The sequence below is a fragment of the Kitasatospora phosalacinea genome, assembly GCF_000717185.1.
Lineage (GTDB): Bacteria > Actinomycetota > Actinomycetes > Streptomycetales > Streptomycetaceae > Kitasatospora > Kitasatospora phosalacinea_A.
In genome coordinates this window covers 1-16,788 of the sequence record NZ_JNYE01000054.1, presented here as the reverse complement: position 1 = coordinate 16,788, position 16,788 = coordinate 1, and the positions used below count along the sequence as shown (strand labels likewise).

20 protein-coding genes are annotated in these 16,788 nt (G+C 76.0%); 11 read left to right on the top strand and 9 right to left on the bottom strand.

All coding sequences use genetic code 11. The features are described 5' to 3' along the window. The first annotated feature begins 47 nt into the window (after nucleotides 1–47). Nucleotides 48–1,634: a TauD/TfdA family dioxygenase gene (locus OO57_RS22625; RefSeq protein ID WP_033254430.1), complete on the top strand. Its 1,587-nt coding sequence runs from the start codon at nucleotides 48–50 to the stop codon at nucleotides 1,632–1,634. 26 nt (nucleotides 1,635–1,660) lie between these two features. On the opposite strand, the gene OO57_RS22620 is transcribed toward OO57_RS22625, so the two are convergent. Continuing rightward, nucleotides 1,661–2,065, bottom strand: a complete 405-nt coding sequence (locus OO57_RS22620; protein ID WP_033254429.1) for a RidA family protein — start codon at nucleotides 2,063–2,065, stop codon at nucleotides 1,661–1,663. A gap of 42 nt (nucleotides 2,066–2,107) precedes the next feature. Then, the gene (locus OO57_RS22615; RefSeq protein ID WP_033254428.1) at nucleotides 2,108–2,875 is read right to left on the bottom strand and encodes a GntR family transcriptional regulator; all 768 of its coding nucleotides are present in this window, start codon (nucleotides 2,873–2,875) and stop codon (nucleotides 2,108–2,110) included. Between the two features lie 368 nt (nucleotides 2,876–3,243). On the opposite strand from OO57_RS22615, the gene OO57_RS22610 reads away from it, so the two are divergent. From OO57_RS22610 to OO57_RS22585, 6 genes are all read left to right on the top strand, one after another. Further along, nucleotides 3,244–4,419, top strand: coding sequence for an ABC transporter substrate-binding protein (locus OO57_RS22610; RefSeq protein ID WP_033254427.1), 1,176 nt, complete (start codon nucleotides 3,244–3,246; stop codon nucleotides 4,417–4,419). A gap of 8 nt (nucleotides 4,420–4,427) precedes the next feature. After that, a complete protein-coding gene (locus OO57_RS22605; protein ID WP_033254426.1) occupies nucleotides 4,428–5,399 on the top strand; it encodes an ABC transporter permease in 972 nt (323 codons plus the stop codon). Further along, nucleotides 5,387–6,214 carry an ABC transporter permease gene (locus tag OO57_RS22600; protein WP_199811305.1) on the top strand — a complete coding sequence of 276 codons (828 nt, stop codon included), beginning with the start codon at nucleotides 5,387–5,389 and terminating at the stop codon, nucleotides 6,212–6,214. The genes OO57_RS22605 and OO57_RS22600 overlap by 13 nt, the downstream gene beginning before the upstream one ends. 22 nt (nucleotides 6,215–6,236) lie before the next feature. Beyond that, nucleotides 6,237–7,334 (top strand): ABC transporter ATP-binding protein, encoded by a 1,098-nt coding sequence (locus OO57_RS22595; RefSeq protein ID WP_033254425.1) that lies wholly within the window; start codon nucleotides 6,237–6,239, stop codon nucleotides 7,332–7,334. Between the two features lie 208 nt (nucleotides 7,335–7,542). Next, nucleotides 7,543–8,202 carry an HAD family hydrolase gene (locus OO57_RS22590; RefSeq protein WP_033254424.1) on the top strand — a complete coding sequence of 220 codons (660 nt, stop codon included), beginning with the start codon at nucleotides 7,543–7,545 and terminating at the stop codon, nucleotides 8,200–8,202. Further along, nucleotides 8,202–8,522 carry a DMT family transporter gene (locus OO57_RS22585; protein WP_033254423.1) on the top strand — a complete coding sequence of 107 codons (321 nt, stop codon included), beginning with the start codon at nucleotides 8,202–8,204 and terminating at the stop codon, nucleotides 8,520–8,522. The genes OO57_RS22590 and OO57_RS22585 overlap by 1 nt, the downstream gene beginning before the upstream one ends. An 18-nt stretch (nucleotides 8,523–8,540) precedes the next feature. On the opposite strand, the gene OO57_RS22580 is transcribed toward OO57_RS22585, so the two are convergent. After that, nucleotides 8,541–8,978 (bottom strand): MarR family winged helix-turn-helix transcriptional regulator, encoded by a 438-nt coding sequence (locus OO57_RS22580; protein WP_033254422.1) that lies wholly within the window; start codon nucleotides 8,976–8,978, stop codon nucleotides 8,541–8,543. Nucleotides 8,979–9,085: 107 nt separating this feature from the next. Between OO57_RS22580 and OO57_RS22575 the strand changes: the two genes are divergently transcribed. Continuing rightward, entirely contained in the window at nucleotides 9,086–10,000 is a 915-nt protein-coding gene (locus OO57_RS22575; RefSeq protein WP_033254421.1) for an alpha/beta hydrolase, read from the top strand. 29 nt (nucleotides 10,001–10,029) lie between these two features. Here OO57_RS22575 and OO57_RS44035 read toward each other — a convergent pair whose 3' ends face one another. Next, nucleotides 10,030–10,188 carry a hypothetical protein gene (locus OO57_RS44035; RefSeq protein WP_158715191.1) on the bottom strand — a complete coding sequence of 53 codons (159 nt, stop codon included), beginning with the start codon at nucleotides 10,186–10,188 and terminating at the stop codon, nucleotides 10,030–10,032. Between OO57_RS44035 and OO57_RS39700 the strand changes: the two genes are divergently transcribed. Further along, a complete protein-coding gene (locus OO57_RS39700) occupies nucleotides 10,172–10,669 on the top strand; it encodes a DUF6584 family protein (RefSeq protein WP_051778098.1) in 498 nt (165 codons plus the stop codon). The two genes, OO57_RS44035 and OO57_RS39700, sit on opposite strands and share 17 nt — an antisense overlap. On the opposite strand, the gene OO57_RS22565 is transcribed toward OO57_RS39700, so the two are convergent. From OO57_RS22565 to OO57_RS22545, 5 genes are all read right to left on the bottom strand, one after another. Then, nucleotides 10,662–11,912: a glycoside hydrolase family 3 N-terminal domain-containing protein gene (locus OO57_RS22565; protein WP_033254420.1), complete on the bottom strand. Its 1,251-nt coding sequence runs from the start codon at nucleotides 11,910–11,912 to the stop codon at nucleotides 10,662–10,664. The two genes, OO57_RS39700 and OO57_RS22565, sit on opposite strands and share 8 nt — an antisense overlap. A gap of 82 nt (nucleotides 11,913–11,994) precedes the next feature. Further along, nucleotides 11,995–12,678, bottom strand: coding sequence for a phosphonatase-like hydrolase (locus OO57_RS22560; protein WP_033254419.1), 684 nt, complete (start codon nucleotides 12,676–12,678; stop codon nucleotides 11,995–11,997). A 139-nt stretch (nucleotides 12,679–12,817) separates the two neighbouring features. Then, the gene (locus tag OO57_RS22555) at nucleotides 12,818–13,939 is read right to left on the bottom strand and encodes a TIGR03364 family FAD-dependent oxidoreductase (RefSeq protein WP_033254418.1); all 1,122 of its coding nucleotides are present in this window, start codon (nucleotides 13,937–13,939) and stop codon (nucleotides 12,818–12,820) included. 140 nt (nucleotides 13,940–14,079) lie between these two features. Beyond that, complete coding sequence (locus OO57_RS39695; protein WP_051778097.1) at nucleotides 14,080–14,592, bottom strand: pyridoxamine 5'-phosphate oxidase family protein; 513 nt, start codon at nucleotides 14,590–14,592, stop codon at nucleotides 14,080–14,082. Between the two features lie 119 nt (nucleotides 14,593–14,711). Further along, the gene (locus OO57_RS22545; RefSeq protein WP_033254417.1) at nucleotides 14,712–15,350 is read right to left on the bottom strand and encodes a phosphatase PAP2 family protein; all 639 of its coding nucleotides are present in this window, start codon (nucleotides 15,348–15,350) and stop codon (nucleotides 14,712–14,714) included. Between the two features lie 183 nt (nucleotides 15,351–15,533). On the opposite strand from OO57_RS22545, the gene OO57_RS22540 reads away from it, so the two are divergent. Together OO57_RS22540 and OO57_RS22535 are read left to right on the top strand one after the other, a co-directional pair. After that, entirely contained in the window at nucleotides 15,534–16,004 is a 471-nt protein-coding gene (locus OO57_RS22540) for a BlaI/MecI/CopY family transcriptional regulator (protein ID WP_033254416.1), read from the top strand. Beyond that, a partial coding sequence (locus tag OO57_RS22535) for a M56 family metallopeptidase (RefSeq protein ID WP_033254415.1) occupies nucleotides 16,001–16,788 on the top strand: 788 nt, incomplete at its 3' end. The genes OO57_RS22540 and OO57_RS22535, both read left to right, overlap by 4 nt.

Sequence of the window (16,788 nt, the reverse complement as noted above, 5' to 3'; positions counted from 1 at the left end):
GCTGGGCAGCCACCGCGAAGTTGGCTGTACAACTGGAGGCTGCCCCGATGTCCGTGCCCCACCCGTACTGGCTGCGCGACAACTGCCCGTGCCCCGAGTGCCGCGCCCCGCGCGGCGGGCAGAAGCTGTTCCGGATCGGCGACCTGCCGGACGGCCTGTCCGCCGTCGAGGCGACCCGGGACGCCACCAGGCTGGCGGTGCGCTGGTCCGACGGCCACCGCTCGCACTACCCGGCGGGGTGGGACGCGCCCGCCGGGCCCGACGAGCGCACCGAGCACGCCAAACGGCTGTGGGAGGCCGCCGACTTCGCCCGCGGCCTGCCCGAGGCCGACTGGGCGACGTACCTGGCCGATCCGGAGGAGCGGATCGCGGTGCTGGCCGCCGTCCGCCGCTCGGGGTTCGCGGTGCTGCGCGGCGTCCCGGCCGTGGCGGGCCAAGTCCTGCGGGTGGCACGGAGTTTCGGGTACGTCCGGGAGACGAACTACGGCGAGCTGTTCGACGTCCGGGCGGAGCCCGACCCGGCGAACCTGGCGTTCACCTGCCTCGCCGTCGCCCCGCACACCGACAACCCGTACCGCGACCCGGTGCCCACCCTGCAACTGCTGCACTGCCTGCGCAACGACTGCGCGGGCGGCGACTCGGGGCTGGTGGACGGGTTCCAGGCGGCCGCGCTGCTGCGCGCGGAGGACCCGGCCGCGTTCGACCTGCTGGCCCGCACGCCGGTGCCGTTCCGCTACCGCGACCGGGGCGTCGAACTCTCCGCCGAGAAGCCGCTGATCGGGCTCGACCCGCGGGGCGCGATCCGCGAGGTGCGGTTCAACGACCGCTCCACCGACACCGCCGCGCTGTCCGCCCCGGCCCCCGCCGAACTGGACGCCTTCTACGCCGCCCACCGCCGCTTCGCCGCGACCGTCCTGCGCCCGGAGCTGCGGCTGGACCTCCGGCTCGCCCCCGGCGACTGCCTGCTCCTCGACAACACCCGCCTGCTGCACGCCCGCACCGCGTTCGAGCCCGGCGACGGCCACCGGCACCTCCAGGGCTGCTACGCCGACCTGGACGCGCTCTCCTCCACCCTGGCGGTGCTGCGCCGCACCGCCGCCGTCCTGGACGAGCTGGAGGCCCTGTTCGAGGGCGAGGGCTCCCGCGAGTACCTGGGCGAGGCCGTCACCCTGGCCGCGCACATGCTGCAGGCCGCCGCCCTGGCCCGCGCCGCGGACGCCCCGCCCGCGCTGGTGGCCGCCGCCCTGCTGCACGACATCGGCCACTTCCGGGGCGGCGGGCCGGAGTTGACGGCGGGTACCGGCGACCGCCACGGCGAGGGCGCCGCCGCCCGGCTCGCCCCGCACTTCCCGCCCGCCGTCACCGAGCCCGTCCGCCTGCACGTCGACGCCAAGCGCTACCTGTGCGCCACCGAGCCCGGCTACGCCGCCCTGCTCTCCCCCGCCTCCGTCCGCACCCTGGCCGCGCAGGGCGGCCCGATGGCCCCGGACGAGGCCGCCGCCTTCGCCGCCCACCCGTTCGGCGCCGACGCGGTGGCCGTCCGCCGCTGGGACGAGGCCGCCAAGGACCCGGCCGCCGCCACCCCGTCCTTCGCCGAATTCCGGCCGCTGCTGCGGGAGTTGATGCAGCCCTGACCACTCCGGCGGGCTGCTGCGGCCGGCTACTCCAGCGCCGCCGTCAGGTCGACCTCGACCAGCTGCCCGGTGTACCCGAGGGCGGTGACGCCGAGCAGCGTGGAGGCGGTGCCGAGGGCGGGCCCGAGCGGCGAGTCGGCCAGGCGGTGCCAGACCCCGGCGAGCACCTCGCTGCGGTCGCTGACCACGTAGACCACCGACCGCACCACCCGCTCCGGCCCGACGCCGATCGCGGCCAGCGCCGTCATCGCGTTGGCCACCACCTGGTCGACCTGGGCGTCCAGGTCTCCCGCCCCCACCAGCCTCTCCTCCGCGTCCAACGGACACTGCCCGGCCAGGTGCGCGGTGCGCCCGGCCTCCACCACCGTGACGTGCGCGTACCCGGAGGTGGGGTGGAGCCCGGCCGGGTCGATCCGCGTGATGTCGCTCATCCGGCGATTGTCACCGCGGACGGCCCCGGCGGCACCCGGTTTTCAGTCCTCGTCCCGGGCGTGCCGCGAAAGGGCGGACGAGGCCAGCGAGTTGTGGATGGAGAAGGCGACGGTGCCGGGCAGGTAGCGGTCCTGGGACCACTCGACGGGGGTGCCAGTGGGGTCGGTGGTACGGCGCTTCTCGCGCAGCAGCGGGCTGCCGCGGCGGCAGGAGAGCAGGCGGGCGTCGTCGGCGTCGGCGGCGACCACGTCGATGGTGTGGTCGGCGTCGGTGAACAGGATGCCGTGCTCGCGCAGGGGTTCGGTGTGCGAGACCACGTCGGGCGGGAGCTGGGCGACCAGTTCGCCGACCCGGGGCGGGTAGACGGTGCGCTCGACCATCACGGGGGTGCCGGAGAGGGTGCGCAGCCGCAGGGTGACGTAGACCTCGGTGCCGGGTGCGAGGCGCAGCTGTTCGCGTTCGGCGGCGTCGGCGGGGCGGCGGGTCAGGGATTCGAGCCGGCCGCCGGGCTCCTCGCCCATGGAGCGGGCCCAGTGGGTGAAGGAGAGCAGTTCGGAGAAGGACTGGACGCGGGCTCCGCCGAGGACGACCCGGCGGGTGCCGCGGCGGGAGGTGACCAGCCCGTCGGCGCGCAGCAGGGCGAGGGCCTGGCGGACGGTGCCGCGGGAGACGCCGTACTGCTCGGCGAGGGCGCCCTCCGCCGGCAGGCGTCCGGCCTCGCCGAACGAGCCGGAGGTGATCGCTTCGCGCAGGTCGGCGGCCACCTGGCGGTAGAGCGAGCCGGCGGCGCGGTCCTGGTCGAGTGCCACGTGCGTCGAGTTCCCTTGGCTGGTAAGGAGGTTGGGCTGCCGCCCGGCGCGTGACCGCGCGTACACCGCTGACTGTAGCCGCTGCCCGGGAGGGCCCCGCCCCGGGCGTGACCGCTCCCGCGACCGTTCCCGCAGCCGCCCCCCGCCCTGGGCCGTCCGTTCACCTTCCCGTCACCGGCCTCGGGCGTACTTGCTCCTGGCGCCGGAAGTTGGCTGGCCAACTTGGCCGGACAACCGGCCGCGCCGCGCACCGGACACCCGCGCGGCGTCCCGTGCGGCGTCCGGCGTGACGCCTGCGCGGCCCCGCGCGGCACCTGCCTGACCCCCTCGTGACCTCTCCAGCTCCCCTTCCTCCAGGAGACCCTCCCGTGACCGTGCACCGCCACCGCGCCGCCGCCCTCGCGGCCGTGCTGACCGCTGCCGCGCTCTCCCTCTCCGCCTGCGGCTCCGCCGGCTCGTCCGCCGGGTCCGGTGAGGCCGCCAAGGCCGGCGGCGGCACGGTGAACGCGCGGACCGCGACCTCGCTGGCCGACTTCGGCGGCATGGACGGCCTGGTGGCCGCCGCGAAGAAGGAGGGCAGGCTGCACGTCATCACCCTCCCGCGGGACTGGGCCAACTACGGCGCGCTGATGGACGGCTTCACGGCGAAGTACGGCATCGAGATCGAGGACGAGAACCCGGACGGCTCCAGCCAGGACGAGATCAACGCGGTCAAGTCCCGCAAGGGCCAGGACCGCGCCCCTGACACCCTGGACCTGGGTTCGGCGTTCGCGCTGTCCGCCGCCAAGGAGGGCCTGCTCGCCCCGTACAAGGTGGCCTCCTTCGAGAAGGTCCCCGCCTCCATGAAGGACCCGGAGGGCCTGCGGGTCAACGACTACGGCGGCTACGTCTCGATCGGCTGCGACGCCAAGAAGGTCGCCGTCTGCCCGAAGACCTTCGCGGACCTGCTGAAGCCGGAGTACAAGGGCCAGGTCGCGCTGAACGGCAACCCGACCAAGTCCGGTTCGGCGTTCGGCGGCGTGTACGCGGCCGCGCTGGCCAACGGCGGTTCGCTGGACGACATCCGGCCCGGCATCGACTTCTTCGCGAAGCTGAAGCGGTCCGGCAACTTCAACCCGGTCGAGTCGACCCCGGCGACCATCGAGAAGGGCGAGACGCCGATCTCGATCGACTGGTCGTACCTGAACGCGGGCTACACCGACGAGTTCAAGGGCAAGGGCGTCGACTGGCAGGTGGCCGTCCCCTCCGACGGCTCCTACGCCCAGTACTACAACCAGGCGATCAACAAGGACGCCCCGCACCCGGCGGCCGCCCGCCTGTGGATGGAGTACCTGTACTCGGCCGAGGGCCAGAACGGCTTCCTGGGCGGCTACGCCACCCCGGCGCTGTTCGACGCGATGAAGGCCGACGGCACCCTGGACGCCACCGCCGCGGCCAAGCTGCCGACCGTCGAGAAGCCGTTCACCGCCTTCCCGAGCTCGGAGCAGGTCGACGCGGCCAAGAAGGTCCTGACCGACAACTGGGCCAAGGCCATCGCGGGCTGATCACCGACATGACCACGGCCCCCACCCCGGTGCCGGCCCCGGCCGCCGCTGACCCCGGCGGCGGCCCGGGCGCCCCCGGTACCGCCCCCGCCCCCGGCACCGCCTCCCCCGCCGCCCCGCCCCGCGCGAAGCGCCGCCCGCGCGGCGGCGCCTGGCTGGCCACCGTGCCGCTGCTGGCCTTCTTCCTGGTCGGCTTCGGCCTGCCCGCCGTCGCGATCCTCACCGGCGCGTTCACCGTCTCCGGCGACGCGGAGACCGGCGCGGGCTCGTTCACCACCGCCAACCTGACCGACTCGGTGCAGGGCGCGTACCGGACGGCGCTGTTCTCCAGCCTGAAGCTGTCCGCGCTGACCGCGCTGATCGGCACCGTGCTCGGCGTCCCGCTCGCCCAGGCGGTGCTGACCTCCCGGTTCCGGCTGCTGCGCGAGGCGGTGCTGACCGCCTCCGGCGTGCTGGCCAACTTCGGCGGCCTGCCGCTGGCGTTCGCCTTCGTCGCGACGCTCGGCAACGCGGGCGAGCTCACCGAGCTGTTCCACCTGACCGACCACGGCTGGTCGCTGTACAGCTTCACCGGCCTGACCGTCACCTACCTGTACTTCCTGGTGCCGCTGATGGTGCTGACCATCACCCCCGCCCTGGAGGGCCTGCGCCTGCAGTGGCGCGAGGCCGCCCGCAACAACCGGGCCACCGCCCTGCAGTACTGGCGGTACGTCGCGCTGCCGGTCCTGTTCCCCTCGCTGCTCGGCGGCTTCGTGCTGCTGTTCGGCTCGGCGTTCGCCGCGTACGCCACCGCCGCCGCCATGGTCGGCGCGACCGTCCCGCTGATCAGCCGGCAGATCGCCGACGCGCTGTCCGGCAACGTGCTGGTCGGCCAGGGCAACCTGGCGCTGGCGCTCAGCCTCGACATGATCCTGGTCGCCGCCCTGGTGATGGCCGTCCACCTGCCCCTCCAGCGCCGGAGCGCCCGATGGCTCAGCTGATCTCCCGCCTGCGGGTCTGGCGCGGCGCGGTCCTGCTGCTGGCCGGCCTGTACTTCCTCGTCCCGATGGCCGCCTCGGTCTGGTTCTCGATCGACGACGTCGACGGGATCTCCTTCGACGCCTACACCGGCCTGCTCTCCGCCCCGGGCTTCACCGACAGCCTGGTGCTGACCCTGGAGCTCGCCGCCGTCACCGTCGTGGTGCTGCTGCTCCTGCTGGTGCCCGCGATGATCGCGGTCCGGATCGGCGCGTCGCGGCTGCGCCCGGTGCTCGAAGTGGTCTGCACCCTGCCGCTGGTGGTACCGCCGGTCGCGCTGACCGCCGGGCTGATCGGCGTGCTGCGCTGGGGCCCCGACCACCTGATGGACACGCCGTTCTTCCAGACCTTCGTGTTCGTCCAGCAGCCGGGGTTCCCGCTCGTCCTGGTCGTCGCGTACGTCCTGATGGCCCTGCCGCTCGCCCACCGCGCGCTGGACTCGGGGCTGCGCGCCGTGGACGTGCGCACCCTGGTCGAGGCCGCCCGCAACTGCGGTGCGGGGTGGCCGCGGGCCGTGCTGTCGGTGGTCGTGCCGAACCTGCGCGGCGCGCTGCTGAGCGCCGCGTTCCTCACCCTGGCCCTGGTGCTGGGCGAGTTCACCACCGCCTCGATCCTCGGCTACCAGCCCTTCGCCGTGTGGATCTACTCGGTCGGCAACAGCCGGGGCCAGATGTCCGTCGCGGTGTCCGTGCTCAGCCTGCTGATCACCTGGGTGCTGCTGCTCCTGCTGGCCGCGGCCGGCCGCGAGCGCCGCCACCGGACCACCGCCACCTCCTGAGCCCTCCCGGAGACCGCCACCCATGAGCACCGCCACCCTCCCCCTCGCCGGGGACACCGCCCCCAGCACCAGCGCCACCGTCGAATTCCGTTCGCTGCGGCGGCAGTTCGGCGCCACCACCGCCCTGGACGGCCTCGACCTGACCGTCCGGCCCGGCGAACTGCTCGCCCTGCTCGGCCCGTCCGGCTGCGGCAAGACCACCGCACTGCGGATCCTCGCCGGGTTCGAGACCCACGACTCCGGCGAGGTGCTGGTCGACGGCGAGGACATCACCCGCGTCCCCGCGCACCGCCGCGACGCCGGCATGGTATTCCAGTCCTACAGCCTCTTCCCGCACCTGACCGCCGCCGACAACGTCGCCTTCGGCCTGCGGATGCGCGGCGTCGGCAAGGCCGAACGGCTGCGCCGCGCCCAGGAGTTGCTGGAACTCGTCGGCCTGCCGCAGCGCGCCGCGCACTACCCGCACCAGCTCTCCGGCGGCCAGCAGCAGCGCATCGCGCTGGCCCGCGCGCTGGCCCTGCAGCCGCGCGTCCTGCTGCTGGACGAGCCGCTCTCCGCGCTCGACGCGAAGGTCCGGCTCGCGCTGCGCGAGGAGATCCGCCGCCTGCAGCAGGAGCTCGGCATCACCACCCTGTTCGTCACCCACGACCAGGAGGAGGCCCTCTCGATGGCCGACCGGGTCGCGGTCCTGCGTGCCGGGCGCCTCGAACAGTGCGCCGCCCCTTCGGAGTTGTACTCCCGACCGACCACCGCGTTCGTCGCCGAGTTCGTCGGCACGATGAGCCGCCTCCCGTGCACCCGCACCGCCGACGGCGGCGTCGAGGTCCTCGGCCGCCGCCACCCCGTGGACGGCGCCCTCCCCGCCGACGGCCCGCTGCACGTCCTGGTCCGCCCCGAGCACGTCCGGCTCGCCCCCGCCGCGGAGGGCCCCGCCCTGGTCGTCGCCGCCGCCTTCCTCGGCGCCGTCACCCGCCTCACCGTCCGCCTCCCCGACGGCACCGAGGTCAAGTCCGACCTCCCCACCGAGGCCGCCGCCGCCCTCCCCCTCGGCTCCCCCGCCGCCCTGACCCTCCCCGACCGCCCCGTCCTCGTCGACCGGGCCCCCACCCCGCAGCCCTGATCCCCCCGAACTACCCGCCAAGTGACTTCCCCGCCCTCCAACCAGCCATCCCACCAATGGACGTACCATCCCCCACCTCCCCGCCCCGCCAGGGGCGCGGGGAACTGCGCGCAGCGGAAGGAGCCGAGCCGGAACCCGCCCACCGCCGGTCAGTTGCACCGCCCGTCCACCCGCCCGGAACGCCCGAAAACCCCCGTAAGGTACCGCCATGCCTGCACCCCGCCCCGCCGCCGTCCTCTTCGACATGGACGGCACCCTGGTCGACACCGAGCACCTGTGGTGGCAGGCCGCGGCCGAACTCGCCGCCGAACTCGGCCTGGCCCTCACCGACGCGGACCTCCCGGACGTCCTGGGCCGGGCCGTCGAGCACACCGCCGCCCACCTGCACCGCAGCAGCCGCACCCCGCGCCCCGAGGCCGACCTGGTGGCGCACCTGAACGAGTCCTTCGCCGCGAAGGTCGGGGCGCAGATCGTCCCGCGCCCCGGCGCCCTGGCGCTGCTCGCCGCGCTGCGCGCCGCGGACGTCCCGACCGCCCTGGTCTCGGCGTCCCCGCGCCGGGTGGTGGACCTCGTCCTGGACGCCCTGGGCCCGCACCGGTTCGCCACCACCCTCGCCGCCGAGGACACCCCCCGCACCAAGCCCGCCCCGGACCCGTACCTGGCCGCCGCCGCCCGCCTGGGCCTGGCCCCGGCGGCGTGCGTGGCCGTGGAGGACACCCCGACCGGCGTGGCCTCGGCCCGCGCCGCGGGCTGCCCGGTGCTGGCGGTGCCGTCCGCCGTCCCGATCCCGGCCGCCGCGGGCACCACCGTGCTGGACAGCCTGGAGCGCGCGGACCTCCCCCTGCTCGCCGCGCTCACCGCACCCTGATGCCGTACGCCCTGCTGGCCCTGGCGATCGCCGCCGAGGTCTGCGCGACCAGCCTGCTCAAGCTCACCGACGGCTTCTCCCGGCCATGGCCGAGCCTGGCCGTCGCGGTCGGCTACGTGCTGTCCTTCGCCCTGCTGGGCCGGGCCCTGCGGCACATCCCGGTGTCGGTCGCGTACGCGGTCTGGTCGGGCGCGGGCACGGCGGCCGTCGCGGCGATCGGCGCCCGCTTCTTCGGCGAGCCGCTGGGCCGCCCGCAGTGGTGCGGGATCGCGCTGGTGATCGTCGGCGTGGTGCTGCTCAACTTCCGCCCCGCGCCCTGACGCCGCCCCGCGGCGCGCTCAACTCCCTTGCGCCGCTTCGAGGTCGGCCCGGAGGGTGGCCAGGGTCGCGGCGAGGCGGGCCAGGTCCTCGGGGGGCACCGACGCGGTCAGGGCGGCGAGTTCGGCCTCGACGACGGGGCGGGCCGCGGCCAGTCGGGCCTCGCCCTCGGGCGTGAGCCGGAGCAGCGAGGAGCGGCGGTCCCCGGGGTGCGCGACCCGTCGGCACCAGCCCGCCTCCACCAGCCGGTCGACCGCCTTGCTGACGGCGCCCACCGTGATCGCGACTTCGGCGACGAGGTCGAGGACGCGGCACTCGGGCACCCGGTCGATGATCTCCAGGAACTCGAACTGGCCGAGCCCGAGGCCCTGTTCGGCGCGCAGGCGGGCGTTCACCGCGCCGTAGAGCCGGGTCTCGACGCGGACCAGGTCGACGAAGGCCGGGGTGACGTGGCTCACATGTGCTCCAATTGATTCCCAGGAATCATCTTCCCTGGAATACGGTTGGGACCGGACAGATGCATTCCTAGGAATCCATCCTCGCACACCGACCCGTGGAGGCCCCCGTGTCCCGTCAGCAGCGCGAAGCCCTGGACGCCCAGCTCCGTTCCGCCCCCCGCCCCGCGACCCCGCCCACCCCCGAGGAGCAGCGCACCGGGTTCGCCGCCGCCGTCGGCCGCCCCGCCCCGGAGGGCGTGGCCGTCCGCCGGACCGTCATGGGCGGCCGCCCGGCCCTGGAGCTGGAGCCCGCCGACGCCTCCGAGCACGGCCGACTGCTCTACCTGCACGGCGGCGGCTACCTGGTGGGCTCGCCGGACACCCACGCCGGGCTGGTCGGCGAACTGGCCCGCCGCGCCGGGCTGCGCGCACTCTCGCCGGACTACCGGCTGGCCCCCGAGCACCCCTTCCCCGCCGCCCTCGACGACGGGCTCGCGGCCTACCGCGAACTGCTGGAGTCGGGCACCGACCCGCGGCGCCTCGTCCTGGCCGGCGACTCCGCCGGTGGCGGCCTGGTCCTCGCCACCCTGCTCGCCGCCCGGGCCGCCGGGCTGCCGCTGCCCGCCGCCGCGGCGGTCTTCTCCCCCTGGGTCGACCTCACCCTCACCGGGGCGAGCTACCGCTCCCGGAAGGAGGCCGACCCGATCTTCACCGAGGCCGACATCCGCGCCTACGCCGACCACTACCTGGGCACCGGCGACCGGGCGAACCCCCTGGCCAGCCCGCTGTTCGCCGACCTCGCCGGGCTGCCCCCGCTCCTCGTCCAGGTCGGGACGAACGAGCTGCTCCTCGACGACGCGCTCCGGCTGGCCGCCCGCGCGGCCGAGCAGGACGTCACGGTCACCCTCGAAGTGGAGTCCGGCGTCCCGCACGTCTTCCAGCAGCAGTTCGGCCGCCTCGACGAGGCCGACGCCGCCCTGGACCGCGCCGCCCGCTTCCTCACCGCCCACCTGGCGGCCGCCCCGGCCGGAACGGCCCACTGACCCCGCCCCGGCCCGCCCCGCGGGCCCGGCTACGGCCGCGCGCCCGAACTCCCGGCGCACCGCTCGGCGTTGCGGCCCGCCCCGGTGCTCTCCGGGGCGCCGTCCCTGCTCGCGGCGGCGGTGCGCCCGCCCACTTGACGCCCCGTCGGCCGGGCGGCGACGATCCGGCGCATGAGCGTGGAGTCCACCCTGGCGAAGGTCGCGGCGGAGCTGCGGGCGAACCAGCACCGGCAGGCCCGGCTGCGGCTGCGCGGCCTGCTGTCGAGCCACCCGACCGACCTGGCGCTCCGGCGCCGCTTCGCGGACGCGTACCAGCGGATCCAGCACCCGGAGCAGGCCGGGCGCTGGAACTACCTGGACGAATCGCTGAGCTTCTGGGAACTCGGGGCCTTCGAGCAGTGCTTCCGCGACCCGGCCCGGCGGCTGGCCCTGCTGTTCTGGCCCGACCCGGCGCACAACCCGCCGCCCACCCGGACGGCCCGCCGCCGCCTGGCCGGCCTGTACTGGGAGGCCACCGGCACCGCCCCCGACTGGCCCGAGCACCGCAGGGACGCGGCGGTGCGGCTGCGCCCGGAGGGGCGCTCCCCCTGGGAGGAGGACCGGGCGCTCGCCGAACTGCGGGAACGTCTGAGCCGGGGCCCCGACTCGCCTGCGCCGGAAGCTACTTGAGCGAGGCGCGCAGCGCGTCGACCCGGTTCGCGGAGGCGGTGAAGTCCGCCCGGTCGAGCTCGCCGGAGGCCAGCGCCGAGGTGAGCGCCGCCGCGGCGGTGTCGCCCTGGGCGACGTCGCGGCCGGAGCAGAGCACCAGGTCGACGCCCGCGTGGGCGACGGCGAGGGCGCGCTTCGCGGTGCCGCCGACGGGGTCGAGCGCCTTGGCCTCCAGCGCGTCGGTGATGGTGACGCCGTCGTAGCCGAAGCGGGCGCGGAGTTCGTCGCGGACGATCTTGCCGGACATCCCGGCGGGGGTGCCCGGGTCGAGCGCGGGGTAGACCGCCCACGAGAACATCACCAGGTCGGTGCCCGCGGCGATCGCGTCCCGGTAGGGGCGTTCGTCGATGCTGCGCAGCTTGTCCAGGGAGATGTCCAGGGTGACGGGCCGCTCGTCGGTGTTGGCGCCCGCGGGGGCGCTGCCCAAGCCGGGGAAGTGCTTGACGGTGGCGGCGACCCCGGCGCCCTGCTGGGCCTTGAGGAAGGCGGAGCCGAGCTTGCCGACGACGGCGGGGTCGGTGCTGTAGGAGCGCTGCGCGGAGTCGGCGAAGTCGCCGGGGGTGCGGTAGACGTCCAGCACGGGCGCGAGGTTGAGGTTCAGGCCGTACTTCTGGAGCGCGGCGGCGGCCTCGCCGCCGGTGCGGGTCGCGGCGGCGACCGGGTCGGCGGAGCGGCCGACGTCCTTGGCGGACTGCACCGGTCCGCCGGGCACCCGCCGGACGAGCCCGCCCTCCTGGTCGGTCATCAGCAGCAGCGGGCGCGGGCTGGGGCTCTGCTGCTCGGCCTCGCGCAGCCGGGTGACGGCGGTGCGCAGCGCGGTCGCGTCGGTGCCGACGTTGTCGGCGAAGAAGATCACCCCGGCGACCCGCCCCTGGCGCACCCGCTGGAGCAGCGCGTCGGGGACGGCGGTGCCGGGGTACGAGTAGACGATCCGCTGCCCGGCGAGCTGGGCGTCGCTCGGGCCGGTGGTCGGGGTGGCGCTGCTCGGCGCGGGCGTCGGGGTGGGGCTCGGCGTCGGCGTGGGGCTGGGGGTCGGCGACGGGCTCGGTGACGGGCTCGGCGACGGGCTGCCGGGCTCGGCGCTGCCGCCGGTCGTCCCGGCGGTGCCGGACGGGGCGCTGCCGCCGTTGCCGGAGGAGCCGCAGCCGGTGAGCAGCGTCAGGCCGAGGGTGAGCACTCCGAGCGAACGCAGTGACCGCAACATGCCATCAGATAAGCACGCAAAAGCCGCACGGACCAGTACCCTGCGGCCCCGGGGCGTCGCCGGGGCCGCAGGACGGGCCCGGTCAGCGGGCGGACAGCAGTCCGGGCAGCTCGGCGACCGAGGCCAGCACGTGGGTCGCGCCGTCCGCCCGCAGCCGGGCCTCGTCGTGCGCACCGGTCAGCACCCCGGCCACCACCGAGGCCCCGGCCCGGACGCCGGTGAGCATGTCGTAGCCGGTGTCCCCGGCCACCGCGACCTGCCGCACCGAGTCGGTTCCGGTGCGCAGCAGCGCGGTGAGCGCCAGGTCGGGGTAGGGGCGGCCGCGGCCCGCGTCGGCGGGGCAGAGCGTCAGGTCGGCGACGTCCCGCCAGCCGAGCGCGTCCAGGATCCGGTCCTGCGTGCTGCGCGCGAACCCGGTGGTCAGCACCACCTTCCGTCCCTGCCCGCGCAGTTCGGCGATCGCCCCGGCCGCCCCGGGCAGCGCCGCGCAGCGCCCCTGGTCGACCTGCTCCTCGTACGCCGCCTCGAAGGCCGCGTTGGCTCGCTGCGCGCGGTCCTCGTCCCCGAACAGGTGCCGGAAGACCGAGATCTTCGACTCCCCCATGGTGGCCCGGACGTGCGCCAGCATCCCGGCGTGCTCCGGGCTCCCGGTCTCCACTCCCTGCGAGCGGGCGGCGGCGGCGAAGGCCAGCTCCACCAGCCCGTCGTCGACGACGGTGGTGCCCGCCATGTCGAGCACCACCAGGGTCACCTCGTGCGTGGTCATGTCCGTCCTCGTGATCAGTGGAAGTGGAATGCGTCGTGGGCCCCGTCGGGGGCCCGGGGAACGGCGGGGCCGGGCCGCTGCCGGTCGGACCCGCCGGAGGGCCCGTGCTGCTTCGTGCCCCTGGCGGGCCGCAGCCGTCTCACAGCCCCGCGGCGTCCGCCGTGTCCACCGCGATCGCGGGCGCGCAGGTCATCCCGCGCCCGCCCGGCCCGGTCACCAGCCAGGCGGCGTCGGCGAGTTGCTGCCGGTGGACGACCAGCGCCGGGTCGGTGCACTGGGCGTAGACGCCGGACCAGCGGCGGCGGACGCGGGGCAGCGGGCGGCCGAGCAGGCCCGCGGCGACGTCGGCGAGGTGGTCGTACGGGTCCTCGACCACGTCGAAGCCGAAGGGCTGGTCGTACTCGTGGGTGTCGCCGAGGGTGAGTCCGCCGTCCCGCCGCTGCACCATGAGCAGTTGGATCCGGTGCTGCTCGGCGGTCGGCGGCTGCGGCTGCCCGGCCCGCAGGGCGTCCAGTTCGGGGCCGGCGTAGGCGGGGTAGTAGCGGAAGGAGTCGCTGTCGGCGACGGAGGTGGTGAGGGTCTCGCCGAGCGGGTCGGTCTGCATCATCTGGAGGCGGACGCGGCGCACCGGCAGGTCGGGGGCGAGTTCGCGGACGAGCCCGCCGAGCCAGGCGCCGGTGCACAGCAGGACGAGGTCGCCCTCGTGCAGCTGCCCGTGGTCGTCGCGGACGGCGCGGCCGCCGACCAGGTCGCGGACTTCGCGGCCGGGCAGGAAGGCGTAGCGGCCGGTGGCCTCCAGGGCGGCGCGCAGGGCGGGCTGGGCGGTGCGGGGTTCGACGGCGGCGTCGCGGGCGCAGTGCAGTCCGGCCAGGTAGCTGCCGCGCAGGGCGGGGTTGAGGGCGCGGACCTCGTCGGGGTCGAGCAGCCGGTAGCCGCGGGCCCCGGCGTCGGGGAGCTTCAGCGCGGCCTCGGCGACGGCGAGTTCGGCGGCGGTGCGGGCCAGGGTGAGGGAGCCGTTGGGCCGGAAGCCCAGGGCGGGGACGCGGGCGCCGATCCGCTCCCAGAGTTCGCGGGCGCGCAGGGCGACGTCCAGTTCCGGCCCGGCGGCCCGTCCGCCGACCCAGACCAGGCCGAAGTTGCGGACGGAGGCGCCGCGGGCCTCGCCCTCGCGCTCCAGGTGGACGACCTCGTGGCCGCGTTCGACGGCCTGCCAGGCGTGCATGGTGCCCAGCACGCCCGCTCCTACGACGATGACTCTCATGCGGACAGGCTGGGGCGCCGAGGTGGCCGCCGGTCGTCGGACTCCCGTCGCGGAGGTGAACCGCCCGCAAGAGTTGTCCATACAACCTGGCCGCCCCGGCGCCGCCGACACCCCGGGCGCGCCTCAGCGCAGGACGCGCCTCAGCGCAGGACGCGCGCGTGCAGGTACTCGCGCCGCCCGAACCGCGGCTCGTCCACCGCGGTCAGCTCCTCCACCTGAAAGCGGTACAGCGCGGCCGCACCCCGCCCCGCCAGGAACTGGGCGGCCACCTCGGGGTCCGCGGCGAACGCCGGGTAGCGGCCGCGGTAGGCCTCCAGCGCCGCCTCGGCCTGCCGTCCCCAGGCCTCGCCCGCGCTGCCGGTGAGCTGGATGCCGCGCAGCTGCTCGCCGTACGCGGGCGGCGGCAGGTGGACGGTGGCGGCGGCCCTGGCCTCCTCGGCCAGGTGCAGGCTGTGCCGGGTGGAGCGCTCGCTGACGAAGTACAGCACCAGGTCGGCGTCGAACGCGTAGAAGGCCAGGTTGGCGTGCGGTCCGCGCTCGTGCCCGGCGGTGGCGAGGCTGAGCACCGTGCTGTCCGCGAGCAGGCCCTCCACCCCCTTCCCGAGCTCGTCCGCGGGCCAGTTCCCCTGGATGACGTCGAGTCGGTACGGCATGGCGCGTCCCTCCGCGGAGCTGCAGGAAAAAGCGAGCCGGGCGGGGGTCCACCCCTGCCCGGCTCACATGCTCCCCCTGCCCGGCGCGGCCGCACAAGAGGCCGGTCGGCCCCGCCCGCTCAGGCCGTTCCGGCCCCCAGCACGGGGCCGAGCGGCCCGGTGCGCAGCCGGTCGACCAACGGCGCGGCCCGTCCGGCCAGCAGCGCGAGCGGGGCCGCGACCAGGACGCCGACCAGTGCGGCGGCCAGCACGTCGTGCGGGTAGTGCGCGCCGACCCAGACCCGGGAGGCGCCCATCAGCACGGCGGCGAGCAGCGCGATCCAGCCGAGCCTGCGGTCGGCGTACCAGAGCGCGGTGGCGGCGGCGAACGCGGCCACCGTGTGGTTGCTCGGGAACGACCAGTCGCCGGGCGGCGGGCAGGCCTCCAGCGGCACCGTGGCGGGGAGCTGCTGGCACGGCCGGACCTCCTCCACCAGCGACTTCAGCACCGAGTTGACCAGGTACGCGGCCACCACGACCAGCGGCGCGGCCAGCACCCGGGCCATCACCGCCGAGTCGGCGGCCCGGGCCCGCCACCAGGCCCACACCATCAGCAGCGCGAACACCGCGAGGCCGAACGCGGACCACTCCTTGACGAGCTGGTCGAGCCAGTGCGGGGCGGACTCGGCCCACCCGGTGACCCGGGTGTAGAGGCCGCCGTCGATGCCGCTGCCGTCGTAGGCGAGCGGGCGGGCGGGGGGATGAACATTCGGGATCACAGGGACAACGTGTACCAGAACGGGCGAGGCGATCGGTTCGCTCGCGGCTCCGGGGAGCGGGGTCAGGGGCAAGGCTGGCGGACCTCCCGTTACGTTGGGGCGTCCGCACGGGGGCGCGCCCCAACGTCTACAGTGCTGTAGACGTCGACAGGACTGTAGACGAAACCCGGAGGTCCGCGCGACATGACGGACGACAGCACGGACGACAGCACCGAGGGCGCGGCGGACGGCGCGGACAGCGCGGCGGACGGCACGGCGGACGGCGCGGACGGCGCGGCGGACGGCACGGCGGGCCCGCCCGGCCGCCGCCCCGCGGGGGAGCTGGAGGCCCAGGTCCTGGCCGCCCTCTGGGCCGCCGACCGCCCGCTCACCCCGCAGCAGGTGCAGCCGGCCATCACCGCCGACCTCGCCCGCACCACGGTCGCCACCATCCTCGCCAGGCTGCACGAGAAGGGCACCCTCGCCCGCACCAGGGCGGGCCGCGCCTTCGCCTACACCCCCACCGTCCAGGACGCCGACGGCCTCGCCGCCCGCCGGATGCGCACCGAGCTCGAACGCGGCCGCGACCGCTCCACCGTCCTGGCCCGCTTCGTCTCCGACCTCTCCGACGAGGACGAGCGCCTGCTGCGCGGCCTGCTCGGGGAGCAGGCGTGACGATCGCCGTCTGGGCGCCGCTGCTGCTGCCGCTGCCGGCCGCCCCGCTCGCCCGCCGGCTCGCCGGGCAGCTCGCCCCGCGCGCCGCCGCCCTCACCCTGGCCGCCACCGCCGTCGCGCTCGGCGCCGCCACCCTGGCCTCGCTGGCCCTGCTCGCCGGCACCGGCCTGCTGCACCTGCCCCTCGGCGCCGCGGCGGCCCACCTCTCCCCCGCGCACTGGCACCCCGGCGGCCTCTCCGGCCCGGAGTGGGCGCCCACCGCCGTCCTCGCCGCGACCGCCCTGCCGGCCGTCGCCGCGGCGGCCGCCCGCACCGCCCGCCACCAGTACGCCGACCTGCGCCGCGCCCGCGCCGCCACCGGCGACGGCCCGGCCGGGCTGCGCGCCCTGGTCCGCTGCCCCGGCCCGGCCGTCCCCGCCCTGACCGTCCTCACCGACGACCGGGCCGACGCGTACGCCCTGCCCGGCCGCCCGCCCCGGATCGTCGCCACCACCGGCATGCTCGCCGCCCTCACCGGCCCCGAACGCGCCGCCCTGCTCGCCCACGAGCGCGCCCACCTGACCGGACGCCACCACCTGCTGCTGGCCGCCGCCGAGTACGCCGCCGTCTGCCACCCCGCACTGCGGCCGCTGCGCCCCGCCCTCGGCTACCACCTGGAGCGCTGGGCCGACGAGTGCGCCGCCGCCGAGGTCGGCGACCGCGCCCTGACCGCCCGCGCGATCGGCCGCGCCGCCCTGGCCGCCGCCCGCGCCCCCGCCGCCGCCCGCCCCCGGCTGGCCCCCGC

Bases quoted from the DNA above. Each gene is read 5' to 3' on its own strand.
- OO57_RS22625 (WP_033254430.1), top strand. From the start codon at position 48: ATGTCCGTGCCCCACCCGTACTGGCTGCGCGACAACTGCCCGTGCCCC.
- OO57_RS22605 (WP_033254426.1), top strand. From the start codon at position 4,428: ATGACCACGGCCCCCACCCCGGTGCCGGCCCCGGCCGCCGCTGACCCC.
- OO57_RS39695 (WP_051778097.1), bottom strand. From the start codon at position 14,592: ATGCCGTACCGACTCGACGTCATCCAGGGGAACTGGCCCGCGGACGAG.
- OO57_RS22590 (WP_033254424.1), top strand. From the start codon at position 7,543: ATGCCTGCACCCCGCCCCGCCGCCGTCCTCTTCGACATGGACGGCACC.
- OO57_RS22555 (WP_033254418.1), bottom strand. From the start codon at position 13,939: ATGAGAGTCATCGTCGTAGGAGCGGGCGTGCTGGGCACCATGCACGCC.
- OO57_RS22585 (WP_033254423.1), top strand. From the start codon at position 8,202: ATGCCGTACGCCCTGCTGGCCCTGGCGATCGCCGCCGAGGTCTGCGCG.
- OO57_RS22595 (WP_033254425.1), top strand. From the start codon at position 6,237: ATGAGCACCGCCACCCTCCCCCTCGCCGGGGACACCGCCCCCAGCACC.
- OO57_RS22540 (WP_033254416.1), top strand. From the start codon at position 15,534: ATGACGGACGACAGCACGGACGACAGCACCGAGGGCGCGGCGGACGGC.
- OO57_RS22560 (WP_033254419.1), bottom strand. From the start codon at position 12,678: ATGACCACGCACGAGGTGACCCTGGTGGTGCTCGACATGGCGGGCACC.
- OO57_RS22620 (WP_033254429.1), bottom strand. From the start codon at position 2,065: ATGAGCGACATCACGCGGATCGACCCGGCCGGGCTCCACCCCACCTCC.
- OO57_RS22600 (WP_199811305.1), top strand. From the start codon at position 5,387: ATGGCTCAGCTGATCTCCCGCCTGCGGGTCTGGCGCGGCGCGGTCCTG.
- OO57_RS22565 (WP_033254420.1), bottom strand. From the start codon at position 11,912: ATGTTGCGGTCACTGCGTTCGCTCGGAGTGCTCACCCTCGGCCTGACG.
- OO57_RS39700 (WP_051778098.1), top strand. From the start codon at position 10,172: ATGAGCGTGGAGTCCACCCTGGCGAAGGTCGCGGCGGAGCTGCGGGCG.